The organism is Vibrio sp. D54, assembly GCF_021728075.1.
GTDB classification, from domain to species: Bacteria; Pseudomonadota; Gammaproteobacteria; order Enterobacterales; family Vibrionaceae; genus Vibrio; species Vibrio alginolyticus.
On record NZ_JAKKCS010000003.1, the window covers coordinates 152,566 to 168,762 of the forward strand.

Consider the following 16,197-nt stretch of genomic DNA (forward strand, 5'->3'; position numbering starts at 1 on the left):
CATCCCAGATGCCACTGATTATTACGACCAAGCAAGTACTTGGTCATCACGAGAAACTAAAGGAGTCTGAAATGACACAGCGCCAGGGACAAGATCCACGACTTGATACAAGCAGAACAATTCGTGCACCTCACGGAGATAAACTGCGCGCAAAATCTTGGCTAACCGAAGCCCCTCTTCGTATGCTGATGAACAACCTTGATCCTGATGTTGCAGAACATCCACATTCACTGGTTGTATATGGCGGCATTGGCCGAGCAGCGCGAAACTGGGAATGTTACGACAAGATTGTTGAAGTACTTGAAAGACTCGAAGATGACCAAACGCTTTTAGTTCAATCAGGCAAGCCTGTTGGTGTTTTCCCTACTCATAAAAATGCCCCACGCGTGCTTATCGCAAACTCAAACCTTGTTCCGCATTGGGCAAACTGGGAACACTTCAACGAGCTAGATAAACAAGGCTTGATGATGTACGGCCAAATGACCGCTGGCAGCTGGATATACATTGGCTCGCAAGGTATCGTACAAGGCACATACGAAACGTTCGTATCTGTTGCAAAAAAACACTTTGACGGTGACGCAAATGGCCGTTGGATTCTAACGGGTGGTCTTGGTGGCATGGGTGGTGCTCAACCTCTCGCTGGTACAATGGCGGGCTTCTCCATGATTGCAGTAGAGTGTGATGAATCACGTATCGATTACCGCCTACGTACAGGCTATGTCGATAAGAAAGCGACTTCTTTAGATGAAGCGCTAGCTATCATTAAAGAGTCAGACACACCAGTATCGGTTGGTCTACTAGGTAATGCAGCAGACGTTTTCTCTGAGCTGGTAGAACGTAATATCACGCCTGATGTAGTAACAGACCAAACGTCTGCACACGACCCGCTCAATGGCTATTTACCACAAGGCTGGAGCATGTCTCACGCAGCAGAAATGCGTTTGCAAGATGAAGCAATGGTCGTAAAAGCAGCGAAAAAATCCATGGCTGTGCAAGTTCAAGCGATGTTAGAGCTGCAAAATCGCGGCGCCGCAACACTCGACTACGGTAACAACATCCGCCAGATGGCCCTGGAAGAAGGCGTAGAAAACGCATTCGATTTTCCTGGCTTCGTTCCAGCCTACATTCGTCCTCTATTCTGTGAAGGTATCGGTCCTTTCCGTTGGGCTGCTCTCTCTGGCGATCCTGAGGACATTTATAAAACCGACCAAAAAGTAAAAGAGCTAATTCCAGATAATCCGCACTTACATAACTGGCTAGATATGGCTCGCGAGCGCATTCAGTTCCAAGGTTTACCTGCGCGTATTTGCTGGGTTGGTCTTAAAGATCGTGAGCGTCTTGGTCAAGCATTCAACGAAATGGTGAAAAATGGCGAACTTAAAGCGCCCATTGTCATTGGTCGAGATCACTTAGACTCTGGCTCTGTAGCAAGCCCGAACCGTGAAACCGAAGGTATGATGGACGGTTCTGACGCCGTATCAGACTGGCCATTATTAAACGCGCTACTCAACACGGCGGGCGGCGCAACTTGGGTTTCACTGCACCACGGCGGTGGCGTAGGTATGGGCTTCTCGCAACACTCAGGTATGGTTATCTGCTGTGACGGCAGTGAAGATGCCTCACAACGTATTGCCCGCGTGCTGCATAACGACCCAGCAACAGGCGTGATGCGTCATGCTGATGCGGGATACGATATCGCTAAACAATGTGCAGCAGAGCAAGGGCTAGATTTGCCAATGCTCAACGAAGAACTGAAGAAGCTCAAGTAAGGATGAAAGAGATGTTAAATTTAACGCTAAAGCCAGGTCATATTAGCTTAAACGAACTACGCCAAGTGAGCCGTTCACCAGTCAACCTTACTTTGGATCCTGAAGCCATTCCGGCCATTGAAGAAAGCACACAGGTCGTAGACCGAGTCATCGCGGAAGATCGAACGGTTTACGGAATTAACACTGGTTTTGGGCTATTGGCTAACACACGAATAGCACCAGAAGATTTAGAAACACTTCAACGCAGTATCGTTCTTTCTCATGCGGCAGGTATCGGTGAGTTTATGTCAGATGAAACGGTTCGTCTGATGATGGTATTAAAAATCAATAGTCTGTCTCGTGGCTTTTCTGGGATTCGCCTAAAAGTCATTAATATGCTGACCGACCTAGTCAACGCACAAGTTTACCCTTGCGTACCTAAAAAGGGCTCTGTTGGCGCATCAGGTGACTTAGCTCCTCTAGCCCATATGAGCACAGTATTACTGGGAGAAGGACAAGCTCGCCACAACGGTAATATCATTTCCGGGCAAGAAGCATTAAAAATCGCAGGTCTAGAGCCTATCACTCTGGCGCCAAAAGAAGGCTTAGCGCTACTAAATGGGACTCAGGCATCCACAGCGTTCGCATTGGAAGGCCTGTTTATCGCGGAAGACCTTTTCGCGTCAGCAACCGTTTGTGGTGCAATGTCTGTTGAAGCCGCTCTCGGCAGCCGACGTCCATTCGATCCGCGCATTCACCGTGTACGTGGTCATCGCAGCCAAATGGACGCAGCACTCGCATACCGTCATTTGTTGGACACATCGAGTGAAATAGGTGATTCGCACACTAACTGTGAAAAAGTACAAGACCCGTATTCTTTGCGCTGTCAGCCTCAAGTGATGGGTGCGTGTTTACAGCAAATCCGCAATGCGGCGGAAGTATTGCAAGTAGAAGCGAACTCCGTATCAGATAATCCGTTGGTGTTTGCTGAAGATGGTGACATCATCTCTGGTGGTAACTTCCACGCGGAGCCTGTTGCAATGGCAGCCGACAACCTAGCACTTGCGATTGCCGAGATCGGCAGCTTGTCTGAACGTCGTATGGCATTACTTATCGATAGCGCGCTATCAAAACTACCACCGTTCTTAGTCGACAATGGTGGTGTGAACTCTGGTTTCATGATTGCTCAGGTGACTTCTGCTGCGTTAGCAAGTGAAAACAAAACACTCGCTCACCCAGCGTCAGTAGACAGCTTGCCAACATCTGCAAACCAAGAAGATCACGTCTCAATGGCAACATTCGCGGCTCGCAGATTGAAAGAAATGGGCGAAAACACTCGCGGTATTCTGGCGGTAGAATACCTCTCAGCAGCACAAGGCCTAGACTTTAGAGCACCAAACAAGTCCTCTGAGCGTATTGAGATTGCGAAACAAATGTTGCGTGAAAAAGTATCGTTCTACGATAAAGATCGCTACTTTGCTCCAGACATTGAACAGGCCAATACTCTGCTTAAGCTGGCTATCCACAACACGCTCATGCCAGAGAGCTTGTTACCCAGTGTTCAATAATTAAGCATAACTGGCATTTCACCGAATAAAAAGATGATGACTTGAAGGCTCTACGTTCTGCGTGGAGCCTTTTTACATACGATTAAACATGTTGATGGCACTATTTATGAACGCCTGCCTACTTTGATGGCTATACTTTAAAAGATAGGCGAGCGAAAAGGTCGTTGTTTATTGTTTTCACAAATAAAAGCGTTGCTAAAGTATGCGTTTTTGACGGTTTATCCGCCGAAATAGTGTCTTATTGTTAGGATACGGTGAAGTTTTCACTGGATGGACCATTGCTACGCAGATATTCGCATATAATCCCACACAGTTTTGGTTACTACGTAAAAATTATGTTTCTAACACCTTATTTTTCAAACACTAATCACCAGTTTCAGTTCACTCGCGAACAAGCAAGCCACTTTGCAAAACGTGTCGCAGGTGACTACAACCCAATTCATGATGAAGACAACAAACGCTTTTGTGTCCCTGGAGATTTACTTTTCGCTGTGCTTCTTAGTAAAGAAGGCGTTAGCCAAAAGATGCGTTTTAACTTCTCTGGCATGGTAAACGATGGTGTAGCACTTCATATTGAAAATAAGTGTGACAAAGAAAGCGCTGTTGTTGACGAGGCAGGTAAAGAATACTTACACATGTCCCGTGAAGGTGAAACTAACCACGATCCGGAATTTATTGAGCATGTAGTGACAAATTACGTGCAATTTTCTGGTATGAACTTCCCTCACATCATGGTTCCTCTTATGGAAGAGAAGCAAATGATGATTAACTGCCAGCGTCCATTAGTTATTTATGAAAGCATGGAAGTCGAATTTTCACGCTTAGACCTTACGCATCCAGAGGTTGATTTCACTGGCGCAACATTCGACGTAGAAGGAAAACGAGGTGTAGTCACCTTAAACTTTGCGTTCAAAGAAGACGGTGAAGTCGTTGGTAAAGGTATTAAGCGCATGGTTGCAAGTGGCTTGAAGCCATATGACCAAGAAGCGGTTGACGACCTTGTACGCCGCTTTAATGAACGTAAGGATGCATTCCTAGCAAAGTTCGTTAAGGCAGCCTAGTCGACTGCCCTATCAGAAGCGCACAAAAAACGTGTTTACTAAAAGAAAGCCCAACGTCGACCGTTGGGCTTTCTTTTTATGTCTCATCCAAACAAAACTAAACGCAATGCTTAGAGCCAACGACGAACATGGTTTTTATAATCCACATACTCTTCACCAAACAATCGCTCTAAAACGCGTTCCTCAGGCTTGATTTGGAACCGATTCATATAACTGACAAATATCACGCCACAAAGCACCACACTCAAGTGCTGCCACCACAAACCAGTTGCTATGATTAGAAGCAATAATGCCGTATACATAGGGTTGCGTGAAAAGGCAAACACACCAGTTCTTACAACAGAAGATGCCGCTTCAGGTTTTACTGGGTTCACTGTGGTTTTTACTTTGCGAAATTCATACACGCCAGCAATGCCCATGTAGCCAGACAACAAAGTTAATACACCTACTACAAATTCAACAAAGGGTACTCGAATGTTCATGCTCGGCGTCAAAACTTTAAGTCCGTACATCAAAAGTATGACTAGCAAAAACACCACAACAGGTGGGACTTTGAGTTCAAGTTTTCTCAAGATTCATATCCTTTGAAAGGGTCTAAATACGGTTTCTAAAAAGCCCAGTAAAACTGGGCTTGATTTAGTCCGATTACAACAAAGTTAACAATGCCTGAACGGGATGCTTGGGCTTCGTTCCTTCAAAGCGTTTAACTTGGCTGCGGCAAGAATAGCCTGTAATCAAACATCTCTCGTTATCCAACTTATCTAAGCTTGGCTTCCAGCTTAAATTGTAAATATCTTTCGACATCGACAACTTATCAACCTCATGACCAAACGTACCCGCCATACCACAACAACCAACAGGTACCGTATTCAAAACTGCACCAAAGTGAGCAAAAATAGCGCCCCACTCTTTTTCCGCATTTGGCATTTTGGTTTTCTCAGTACAGTGAGCAAACAGATACCAAGGTTCCTGCGCCTTATGCTCTCCGCTTTCAAACGCTTCTAGTCTTGGGTAAAGCCATTCGTGGGCTGTTAGTACATCGAAATTACCTCGCTTACTGCCAAGCACTTCAGCGTATTCATCTCGATAACACAGCACCAAAGCAGGATCGACGCCAACTAATGGGATATCCAAATCCGCTACCATCGCCAAGAACTTCGCTGTGTCGGCTGCTGTGTCCTTAAACTGACGTAAAAACCCTTTAATGTGTTGTGCTTTACCATTCGGCTTAAACGGCAGAAGCACCGGATTCATACCCAGCTTTTTCAATAACTTAACGAAGTCTTCAACGACATCAGCGTCGTAGTAACTAGTGAATGGGTCTTGAACAATTAAAACATGCTTGCTCTTTTCAGACGAAGACAAACCACTGAGCGCTTGCAGATCATAAGGCGTTGTCAGCGACTCTACTCGTTGTTTCAAGGTGGGTACTGATAACAACGGCGCATCGACATACCCGACCGTAGATGCCGTTAAACTTTTCACCCACGACTGCTTCAAAACACCATTTACGACACCTGGCGCTTTCGCCATCATCGGCAGCATAGTCTCAATGTTGGCAACCAGATAGTCTTTTGCAGGACGTTGGTAACGAGAGTGATAGATGTTTAAAAAGCGTGAGCGAAAACTCGGAACATCGACTTTAATCGGACACTGGCTCGCACATGCTTTACACGCCAAACAACCATTCATCGCTTCATACACTTCGTGGGAGAAATCGTATTCGTGACGACGATTGATAGAATGACGTACACGGTCAATCATGGTTTTGATTGATGTTCTGTTTTCTAGCGTTTGCTTTTCTAAGTCAAGGATATCAATGCCTTGTTCAGTGAGCTGACGCAACCACTCGCGAACCAAACCCGCACGACCTTTTGGTGAATGACGACGATCGGCTGTTACTTTCATCGATGGACACATTGGCGAGCTAGTATCGTAGTTAAAACACAAACCGTTACCGTTACATTCCATCGCTTGTTTAAAGCTGTCACGTACTTGAACGTCAATCTGACGGTCATAGTAACCACGTTTGGTATCGGTAACTTTGACAAGCTCTGCATCACTATCCAGCGGTGTACAGATTTTGCCCGGGTTCATTTTGTTGTGTGGATCGAATGCCGCTTTCACACGTCTCAGTTCAGTAAACAACTCGTCGCCGAAAAACTCAGGGCCATATTCTGAACGGAAACCTTTGCCGTGTTCACCCCACATCAAACCGCCGTATTTCGCCACCAGCTTGACCACTTCATCAGACACTTCGTGCATCAATGCTTCTTGGTGCGGGTCACACAAATCCAACGCAGGACGTACGTGAAGCACCCCAGCATCGACGTGACCAAACATGCCGTAATTCAGAGACTTGCTGTCTAACAGTTCTCGAAACTCTACAATAAAGTCCGCCAGGTTTTCTGGTGGCACACAGGTATCTTCAGCGAATGCGACCGGTTTAGCACGACCTTTTGCTGCGCCTAACAAACCCACCGCTTTTTTACGCATGTTGTAAATACGCCCAATGCTCGCTACATCGTTACAAACTTGGTAGCCGATAATGCCCGCTTCTTCTGTTTCCAACATGGTATCGAGCTTGGCGGTCAATGCTGCAACCTGAGCAGCAACTTCCTCTTCGTCCTGACCTGCGTATTCCACCATATTGATGCCAAGCATCTCTTTATTTGGAACATCGGTAAGTAAATCGCTCACGGTGTGCCAAACGATATCTTGCTTCGCGAGATTAAGCACTTTTGAGTCAACGGTTTCTACAGACAGCGCCTTCGCTTCTACCATAAACGGTGCATTACGCAGTGCAGAATCAAAGCTGTTGTATTTAACGTTAACCAAAGTACGCGCTTTCGGAATTGGCGTCAGGTTAAGCTTTGCTTCGGTAATAAATGCCAATGAACCTTCCGCGCCGCACAGTACTCGTGTGATATCGAAACGGTCGTCGTCTTCATTCAAGGCATTTTTTAAATCGTAGCCCGTTAAAAATCGGTTAAGGGGAGGAAACTTATCTACGATCTGCTGGCGTTTTTCACGACATACGGATTCCGTTACTCGTAGCGCCTTGGCAGCAAACTCGCCTTCTTTTGGGTAGCCGCTGGACAGATCTGATTCTAAAACTGAGCCATCAGCAAACACCGCTCGTAGCGACAAAACATGATCGGATGTTTTCCCGTATTTCAGAGAACCTTGACCAGAAGCATCGGTGTTGACCATGCCGCCAATCGTTGCACGGTTACTGGTAGATAAGTCTGGAGAGAAGAAGTAGCCATAAGGGCGAACTGCGTCATTTAACTGGTCTTTCACTACACCAGTTTGTACACGAACCCAGCCTTCTTTCTCATTAATCTCAAGCACTTTGTTCATGTGGCGAGACATATCCACCACAATACCTTTGGTTAGCGACTGACCATTGGTCCCCGTGCCGCCACCACGAGGTGAAAAGGTAATTCGTTCGTACTTTTCTTTATTGCTCAGTTTCCCGAGGAGAGAAACATCTTCTGTCGTTTTGGGATGAACGACAGACTGAGGAAGTTGCTGGTAAACACTGTTGTCAGTGGCAACCGCTAGTCGACTTGAATATTGGCTTTCGATATCACCAGTGAATCCGGCGTGCTCAAGCTCTTTCAGAAAACTAAGAACAAGAGGATCGACATCAGTTTGCGAGTGTAATCTTGGTAACATTTGCTTCCTGCCCCTACGACGCTGATCCGATCAGCTGCGGGTTGTGTAATTATTTGCTCACTTCTCATACAAATTGGCGCTAAGCGAAAAAAAACACCACAAAAGAGTTAGTGAAGTAATATTCTTTGAATTTCGTCACTTTACAACATTTAAAAAGACGAGCAAATCAGAATCTCGATACAATAATTAAACTTATGCTTTATTTTTTCACGCTTGATGCCTTACATTGGGGAACGAATCGCGTTTCTAGATGAGTTTTCAGAATGAAAAAAAATAAAATTGTGACCACTGAAGATATCCTTCTCAAACTTTGCCAGTCTGTTTCTGGCGTACTTACTTCGGCGACATCTTCTCAAGTAAATTATTCAGCAATGGTGCAAAAAATCCACAAGACTAGCCTCAAACCAGATTTTGGCTGTTTTGTTCTGTTTGATGGCGGATTTACCGGGCTAGTTGTGATTAATTTTACGGCAAAAGCCGCACTGGAGATCTACACCAACTACATGCGTAATATGGGCATGCCAGAAGAAGAACTGGCAATATCTCATACTTCTGACGAGGTAGGCGATGTTCTGGGTGAACTCATGAATCAACTGGTCGGAGACTTCACTAATAAAATTCGTAAAGACCTGCAAACGAACATCACACAAAACCAACCAAAAATGCTGGCGCTGAATAAGCAAGTTATCTTACAAGTTGATACCAACCTTGACCGCCCTCAAGCGCGCAGAGTGACGTTCTCCACCGAAAACAACAATATTTTCTATCTCGAACTAGCAATGGATAAAACTGAGTTCATCCAACTGGAAGAGTTTGAAGTTGCTGAAGACGAAAACCCAGACGACATTTTAGAGGCAACACGTAAACAGTTGGCTGAGAAAGAATCTAAATCGTCGGGATCAAACGATGATGCCGATGACTTGCTCAACCAGCTCGGGTTGTAATTCTAACGAATCTTAATGAAGAATGGCTTCTTAGACACAAGTACGACTTCATACTGATTACGACGAACTAAAACGCCAGCCTCGCTTAATGCGAGGCTTCTTTTTATGTGCAGAAATTATCTTCAGTCCCACCTTGTATTTCGTTTTTATGTCAAAAAAGGTAATATGTCTGACTTCATAAATTTTCTGCTTTCGTTACTGGTTGTCGATGGATAAACAAAAAGCTCTGAAAAAAATCGCCAAGTGCTTAGAACTGGGCAATTCCGCTAATGTTAATGAGGCTGCCAATGCTATCAAAATGGCACATCGCCTCATGCTTAAATATGGTCTCGATAAAGACGATATTGAGTTCATCAGAATGGGAAAAACACAATCTTCTCATCTGCTACCAGCGAACATCAGTTCTACCATATTGCGAGTGATTCGCGGCATTAACACAAAATTCGGTGTCGAAGCAGTATTGTTGAATCACAAAGGGCTCAAACGTGTCGAATTTATCGGTGAAGCAGATCGCGCTATTTTTGCTGCATTTGCTTTCGATATTGTTTATCGCGAGATGAACGAAAGTACCGGACAATTCCGAAACAGCTTTGCTGGCACCGGCACCTCTTCTCAGGAAGTGACTCGCCGTGTGAACTCATTTGTATCTGGCTGGGTGGAAGGCGCGATTGAAAAATTGCCAATTATTTCTCCAGATGAAGAGTCGGCCAATAAAATTAATGACTATATTGATAAAGAATTCCAAAACATTGACCGCGAAACGTTCAAGAAGCAATTGAAAGAAGCGATGAAAAACCTAACTGAAGACTACGAAGTGGGCTTAAAGAAAGGTAGAAAGGTTTCAGTTAACCGTGGAGTGGGCGGCGAACAAGCACGCAAAATGTTGGGCGATTCATCGAAATAGCCAGGATAGTAAAGGATTCACATAAGCAGCAATGACTTCGATGTCTATAGGGCTTACTTTGAGAGCTTTGGCAGTATTGATAGGAATTTTCTTACAGAAACTCTTATCAATCTTACTTTCTCATAACAAATATTAATGCTTGTTTATTCATAATTCGCATCCCATTATGAGGCATGGTTTCGCCTCAGTTTTATACGGAGATTTTCCCTTGAAAAAGATGCCTATTGCACTAGCTCTAGTGCTAGCTCTTACTGGCTGTCAAGCCACTCAACGCCAAAATGCAACAACGGGTGAATACGAAACTAACTCAACCACGCAAGGCGCGCTTATTGGTGCGATCGCTGGCGCAGCAATCGGCCTAGCAACGGGTGATGATGCTAAAGAACGTCGTCAGCATGCACTCATTGGTGCAGCCGCAGGCGGAGCGACTGGCGCTGGCGTTGGTTACTACTTTGACCAACAAGAAGCGGAATTACGTCGCGCTTTGCTAAACTCTGGCGTACAAGTTCAGCGTGTTGGTGAAAATCAGCTTTTACTGCGTATGGAAAACGGTATCGGCTTCTCTTCAAGCTCTTACCAGCTTGATGCTAGTATCCATAATACTCTACGCGGTGTTGCTCGCATCCTAGTTGAGTACCCAGATACCAGTCTCGTTATTGACGGTTACACGGATAGCACAGGTAGTGAGTCATACAACCAAACGTTGTCAGAGCGCCGTGCAGAGTCCGTACGTCAATTCCTAGTATCTCAAAACGTTGCACCTGGTCGTGCAATTGCACGCGGCTACGGCGAACGTAACCCAATTTGCTCAAACCAAACTTCTGAAGGTCGTGCGTGCAACCGTCGTGTTGAAATCCAGATCTTGCCACTGAAGTAATTTGGTTGCACCATACGGTAATAATAAAAAATTACCGGAGCAGGCCTAACCATTATCGTTAGGCCTGACATATTAATGTCTGTCAAAACGTCTGCCCTACTCTGCTTATTTAGCCTCAGCTTTTCTGGCTACTCACTTGCCTCTCAAGCTCCAAATGACCCCATCGAACAATACGAGTACGCACAACAATTATTGGCATCAAACGAAGCTGAAGCCTCACCAGAAACGCGCTACTGGCTAGAGCAATCCGCCAACCAAGGTTACCTCCCTGCACAAAAACAGCTCGCGAACGACTTTGCTAAAGGGATAAATGGCGAAAAAAATGAAACACAAGCGTTATATTGGCTAACCTCTATCGCACTCAATGACCCAACCGATCGTGGATTTCTTCTCGCCGATTTTATTCAGCGCAATCCAGATAAGGTCACAACTTCTCAATTGACTGAAGCCTTGTATCAAATGGCTTCTCAGCATAATCCAGCAGCAGAACAAGCTTATAATCAACTGTTAGAGCAGCGCTTCAACCAACTGCGAGCTAAGCAAGTCTCGCAAATAAAGTCGCTCGATAAAAAGGCGGAGCAAACACTAGAAGAGAAAAGCACAGTTGCAAACCCCAAAGTAGAACACTCGCCGTTTCTATGGCTGATTTGGCTAGCGGCGATACTCATCATCTGCGGCTTAAGTTTCCTCGTGATCAAAAAACTCAAGCAGAATAGAAAAGCGCGTGAAGCCAAAGAGGAAAGCCAAAATCAACGAATGGCGGAAAAAATAAAAGAGCTAGAGTTTACGAACAAGCAACTGAAGCGTCAGTTAGAGAAAGTATTCAGAGAGTTTAAGAAATCCAAAACTCAGGCAGAAAACCATAAGCTAAGCGTCGCATGCGCCATGCTTGGCTACACACCACAAACCATCCCTGATTTACAGGCAATCAAGCTACGCTATAGACAGTTATCAAAGCTTTATCATCCTGACACAAGGGGCAGTGAAGAAGAAATGAAGCGACTCAATCATGCCTTTAAGCTCGTCTCACAAAATGTTACAAAACAGTAAAAATAGGTCAGGATACTTTGGCTGCCATGCTTTTATTCCCATATAATCAAGCACCGCAATCGATCTCCCTCTCAAAGAAATTAACAGACATTTAACTTAAGTCGCGCTTTTATGCCATAATGCCCGGCGCAAAATAACACCTAACGACTCAAATTAATCTAGGTGGGGAGAAAATCAATGTTCACTGAAGAAGGCACCTGTGATTGGTGTAAAAAACCTAGTCTTGTAACTCGTCACGATTATTTAGATGGCAAGCACCACTACTCATGTAAAGCTTGTTACGATATGGCGAAAATCGACGTGCGCCTATTTAACCAAGGCGAATTGCAAATGCGCGAACGTTTGCAACGAGCGAGCTAAGCAAGACGGAATCAATGGAACTGATTTTCAAAAGCGCCTTTTATAAGGCGCTTTTTTGATCGCCCAAGCCTATTTCCAATCTCTATCTCGTATTCCCTCCTATCCTACATAGCATGTCGCATCGGTTATCAGCCCTCTTCCACTGTATACAAACCACTGTCCGTGAAAAACACCTGTATATACAGTAATAAACCCCTGTATGTCTCTCGTCCAACTTTCTACTCACCTCACATTTTTAAATTGATGTTAGACATATCAAAAATGAAAAACAACCACATAAATTCAATTACTTAGAATCAAATCCTTTTATTTCCTTCTCAAAAAACCGCAAATAACTTTTGAGAAACTGGTTGATCAGGTCACCAAAACAAACTACTGTATACACATACAGCATGTATAAAGGAACAGTAAGATGCAGTTACAAAGTCAATCTCATACATACTCTCGTTACAACGTATTGGCACAAGCAACTAAGCCCATGGCCGTTTCGGATCAGCTTCTATCTAAGCTGGCTGTTTTATCGCAGCAGAAACAATGGATTTTGTTTACAGCAGACTGCCCTCGTCCAGACTTTGAACAACTCACTGCTTCTAATATTTGCTGTAAAAACGTTATTCAAATGAAGCCCTCTCAACAGCTTTCAGAAGTCGAGATCGTGATAAAAGCCATCCGATCAGGCAATGCCAGTGCTGTTGTCGCATCCAATAAAATTGCACTTATGAATCAATCTATGTTGCGCGACATGGCGCAGCGCTATCAGTGTGAAGTCTTTTTCGTCGAAGGCAGAGTTAATAAGTACCACTAATAAGTTCGACGTTATCCATCCTGCATCTCGCCTCCTTTTTAAGGGGGCATTTTTTTGTATTAAAGAAAACAGGCAAACGTTTGCTTTTTCTCTGGCGAGTTAAAATAGTTCTGGTATGATGCCCACATTCGATTTATTCAGCGCCCACATTTTGCTGAATATCTTCTCTTTCTGACGTTTGATTAAGATGATAGGAATGTCGCAATGAGCCTTGCTAATCAAGTACTTGCCGTCAATGACGACCTGCCAATTCGCACCCATAAACCCGTTCATAGTGGAAAAGTTCGTTCAGTTTACTGGTTAACTGATGAAGACAGCGCCCGACTGATCAAAGAAAAAGGATACAATGTCGCGCCAGATGCGCCTTTGGCTATCATGGTGATTAGCGACCGAATCTCTGCGTTCGATTGTATTTGGCATGCTGAAGGTGGTCTTAATGGTGTCCCGGGTAAAGGGGCTGCGCTTAATGCGATTTCTAATCACTGGTTCAAACTGTTCAAAGAAAATGGCTTAGCAGATAGCCATATTCTAGACATTCCTCACCCATTTGTTTGGATTGTACAAAAAGCCAAACCGGTAAAAATCGAAGCCATCTGCCGCAAATACATCACGGGTTCGATGTGGCGCGCTTACGCAAATGGCGAGCGCGAGTTTTGTGGAATCCAACTTCCTGAAGGGTTAGGAAAAGACAAAGCACTGCCAGAGTTGCTAATGACCCCATCCACAAAAGGCATTCTAAAAGGCATTCCCGGTGTGCCAGAAGCGGATGACGTAAATATTACTCGTCAAAACATCGTAGACAACTACGAAGCATTTAACTTCTCAAGCGCTGACGATATCGCACTCTACGAAAAATTGCTGAAAGAAGGCTTTAACGTTATCAGCCAAGCGTTAGAAGAAATCGACCAAATCTTTGTCGATACCAAATTCGAATTTGGTTATGTTCATGATGCTGCTGGCAATGAAAAGCTGATTTACATGGATGAAGTGGGTACACCAGACTCGTCTCGTATATGGGATGCTAAAGAGTACCAAGCAGGTCACATCGTAGAGAACTCAAAAGAAGGTTTCCGCCAGTTCCTACTTAACCACTTCCCTGACCCAGATATCTTGCTAAACAAAGAACGTATGCCTGAGCGCGAAGCTCTCGCTCGTGATAATGCTTTGCCCGTCGAATCTTTGATGGCGATTTCGAGCACTTACATTGGTATTGCCGAGAAGATTACAGGCAAGCCGATTCATTTGAGTGAGAATCCGAAAGCGGAAATCATCGAGGTTCTGAGCAAAGAATACGGATTGATTGACTAGCACTGTCGCTAGATTGCTAAACGCTTTCCAATAAAAAGTCCGCACTAGCTTGCGGACTTTTTTCGTATTAGGCTCAGTTTAGCCGATATTTAACGTAGTACCATCAGTTGTGGAGGCTGACTTGGTCGTCACCTGATATGTTTTGTCTTTAATCGTTGATACGAAATACCAGGTCGACTCCGCTTTGTCGGGCGTAAAAGTAACGCGCATAAAGCCACGCTGCTTGATATCTGCCCACTGTAATTCTGACACTAAGTGCGGCAACGTGTATTCCATTTGAGCGATCGCAACAGGATCTAACGCTAGGTAGGCCTCTAGCCCAGGGGAACTCACCGAGCTAGTTGCAAACTCTATCCCGATAGGATGCTTAGATACGTCTTTAAGCTCACTTGCCCATGCGTTGTGCGTATCTCCTGCCAAGCAGACAAATTTACCACTGTTGGCTTTGGCCAGTTGATAAACGTTTTCTCGCTCAACGTAGTAACCATCCCATGCATCTAGGTTATATGGTAAAGCAATGGTATCTAAACTTGGGTCAGAGAGATAACCCGTAATCGCAGAGTTTACCGCTAATAACGCCTCTGTTTTTTGTTCTTCAGTGGCAGTAAACAATTGAAACATCGCGATCATAACCGAACTTGGCAACTCCATACGAGACATTAACACTTGTTGCCCTAGCACATTCCAAGTTGCGTCGTGCGTACTGAACGCATCCATCAGCCAAGCGAGTTGGTCACCGCCTAAGAGCTCTCGGTCTTCACTGCGCGACTGAGCAACTAAACCACCAATAGCTTCCATCGTTGGTGAGCTGAGCGAGAAATAATCCAACGGTTTATCACGCCCCACAAGTCGCGTGTCGAGCATCATCAAATTGACTAAACTTCCAAACGAAAACTGACGGTAAATCAGCATGTTTGAGAAAGTGTTTTCACGAACGGGCAACCATTCTGTCCACGCGGCAGCCGCAGCTGCACGACGATCATTAAAACTGCCTTCCTCTTCTTGATGGTTTTCCGCACCATTTTTCCAAGTATCATTTGCAAGCTCATGGTCATCCCAGACTGCAATCATTGGTAGGCTCGCATGTAACGCTTGCAGATCAGCATCTTGGCGATATTGCGCATACCGTTTTCGGTAATCATCTAAGGTAATGCATTCAGTGCCTTTGCTTGGCTCTCGCCCTAGTGCCTCAGCATCTTCACTAGCGTAGCCACCAGCCCCATACTCATAAATGTAATCACCGAGATGAAGTACCACATCAAACGGTTCTTGCTCATGTTGATTTAAGATCTCTCGATACACATGGAAATAACCAGCAGGATAGTTTGCGCAAGAAACAACGGCCATGGATGCCTTTTCTACACCACCCTCTGGTAATGTTTGAGTTTGCCCGACTTCGCTAGTGACATCTCCAACCATGAATCGATAGTAGTAGCGAGAATTTGCGTTGAGGTTTTGAACATCAACTTTTACCGTGAAATCTCGGCTCGTGTCTGTGGCAAAAGTGCCACTTTGCACGATATCAGTAAAATTTTCGTTAGATGAAACTTGCCAGCTTACATCTGCGTAGCTCGCTGAGGTTGTAACACGAGTCCAAATGATTACTTGTGTTTGAGTAGGATCTCCACTCGCCACTCCGTGCTCAAAGGTAACCGCAACAGATTCACTAGCATCGCTACCACAGCCCACCAGCCCGGTAACAATCGCCGTTGAAGAGGCAGCTTTCATAAAGTCTCGACGAGACAAAGACATATTGACTTCCTTTCTTATTGTGTTTGTTTTTATGCCCAAATGACGTGGTGACTCAATCATCCTTGTGTGCCAATAAGGGACGTTAATTCGAACTTACAGTACCAACCACTTAGTCGGTAATTTGTCCTAAAAACACAAA

General features: G+C 44.8%; 13 protein-coding genes. 10 read left to right on the forward strand and 3 right to left on the reverse strand.

What is annotated here, in order from left to right; translation table 11 throughout:
- The first annotated feature begins 71 nt into the window (after nt 1-71).
- From hutU to L3V37_RS05325, 3 genes are all read left to right on the forward strand, one after another.
- Nucleotides 72-1,769, forward strand: coding sequence for a urocanate hydratase (gene hutU, locus L3V37_RS05315; protein WP_237305960.1), 1,698 nt, complete (start codon nt 72-74; stop codon nt 1,767-1,769).
- Nucleotides 1,770-1,780: 11 nt separating this feature from the next.
- On the forward strand, nt 1,781-3,316 hold the full coding sequence (gene hutH / locus L3V37_RS05320) for a histidine ammonia-lyase (RefSeq protein ID WP_017634855.1): 1,536 nt from the start codon (nt 1,781-1,783) through the stop codon (nt 3,314-3,316).
- A gap of 335 nt (nt 3,317-3,651) precedes the next feature.
- Nucleotides 3,652-4,377, forward strand: coding sequence for a DUF3581 domain-containing protein (locus tag L3V37_RS05325; RefSeq protein WP_047100718.1), 726 nt, complete (start codon nt 3,652-3,654; stop codon nt 4,375-4,377).
- A gap of 110 nt (nt 4,378-4,487) precedes the next feature.
- On the opposite strand, the gene L3V37_RS05330 is transcribed toward L3V37_RS05325, so the two are convergent.
- Both L3V37_RS05330 and L3V37_RS05335 read right to left on the reverse strand, forming a co-directional pair.
- Nucleotides 4,488-4,949 carry an isoprenylcysteine carboxylmethyltransferase family protein gene (locus L3V37_RS05330; RefSeq protein WP_005377951.1) on the reverse strand — a complete coding sequence of 154 codons (462 nt, stop codon included), beginning with the start codon at nt 4,947-4,949 and terminating at the stop codon, nt 4,488-4,490.
- Between the two features lie 73 nt (nt 4,950-5,022).
- Nucleotides 5,023-8,058 carry an FAD-binding and (Fe-S)-binding domain-containing protein gene (locus tag L3V37_RS05335; protein ID WP_237305961.1) on the reverse strand — a complete coding sequence of 1,012 codons (3,036 nt, stop codon included), beginning with the start codon at nt 8,056-8,058 and terminating at the stop codon, nt 5,023-5,025.
- A 263-nt stretch (nt 8,059-8,321) separates the two neighbouring features.
- Between L3V37_RS05335 and L3V37_RS05340 the strand changes: the two genes are divergently transcribed.
- The 7 genes from L3V37_RS05340 to L3V37_RS05370 all read left to right on the forward strand — a co-directional run bounded on the left by L3V37_RS05340 (nt 8,322) and on the right by L3V37_RS05370 (nt 14,306).
- Nucleotides 8,322-9,002, forward strand: coding sequence for a DUF3334 family protein (locus L3V37_RS05340; RefSeq protein ID WP_005388843.1), 681 nt, complete (start codon nt 8,322-8,324; stop codon nt 9,000-9,002).
- A 208-nt stretch (nt 9,003-9,210) separates the two neighbouring features.
- Nucleotides 9,211-9,906: a DUF2786 domain-containing protein gene (locus L3V37_RS05345; RefSeq protein WP_005377954.1), complete on the forward strand. Its 696-nt coding sequence runs from the start codon at nt 9,211-9,213 to the stop codon at nt 9,904-9,906.
- Nucleotides 9,907-10,123: 217 nt separating this feature from the next.
- Entirely contained in the window at nt 10,124-10,783 is a 660-nt protein-coding gene (locus L3V37_RS05350) for an OmpA family protein (protein WP_005377956.1), read from the forward strand.
- 75 nt (nt 10,784-10,858) lie between these two features.
- On the forward strand, nt 10,859-11,833 hold the full coding sequence (locus tag L3V37_RS05355; RefSeq protein ID WP_213907859.1) for a J domain-containing protein: 975 nt from the start codon (nt 10,859-10,861) through the stop codon (nt 11,831-11,833).
- Between the two features lie 177 nt (nt 11,834-12,010).
- Nucleotides 12,011-12,193, forward strand: a complete 183-nt coding sequence (locus L3V37_RS05360; RefSeq protein ID WP_005377960.1) for a hypothetical protein — start codon at nt 12,011-12,013, stop codon at nt 12,191-12,193.
- A gap of 412 nt (nt 12,194-12,605) precedes the next feature.
- Entirely contained in the window at nt 12,606-12,998 is a 393-nt protein-coding gene (locus tag L3V37_RS05365) for a SulA-like leucine-rich domain-containing protein (RefSeq protein ID WP_005377962.1), read from the forward strand.
- Nucleotides 12,999-13,202: 204 nt separating this feature from the next.
- Complete coding sequence (locus L3V37_RS05370; RefSeq protein WP_237305962.1) at nt 13,203-14,306, forward strand: phosphoribosylaminoimidazolesuccinocarboxamide synthase; 1,104 nt, start codon at nt 13,203-13,205, stop codon at nt 14,304-14,306.
- A 78-nt stretch (nt 14,307-14,384) separates the two neighbouring features.
- Here the strand turns inward: L3V37_RS05370 and L3V37_RS05375 are convergent, their stop codons facing one another.
- Complete coding sequence (locus L3V37_RS05375; RefSeq protein WP_237305963.1) at nt 14,385-16,058, reverse strand: alkaline phosphatase; 1,674 nt, start codon at nt 16,056-16,058, stop codon at nt 14,385-14,387.
- Between the last annotated feature and the right edge of the window lie 139 nt (nt 16,059-16,197).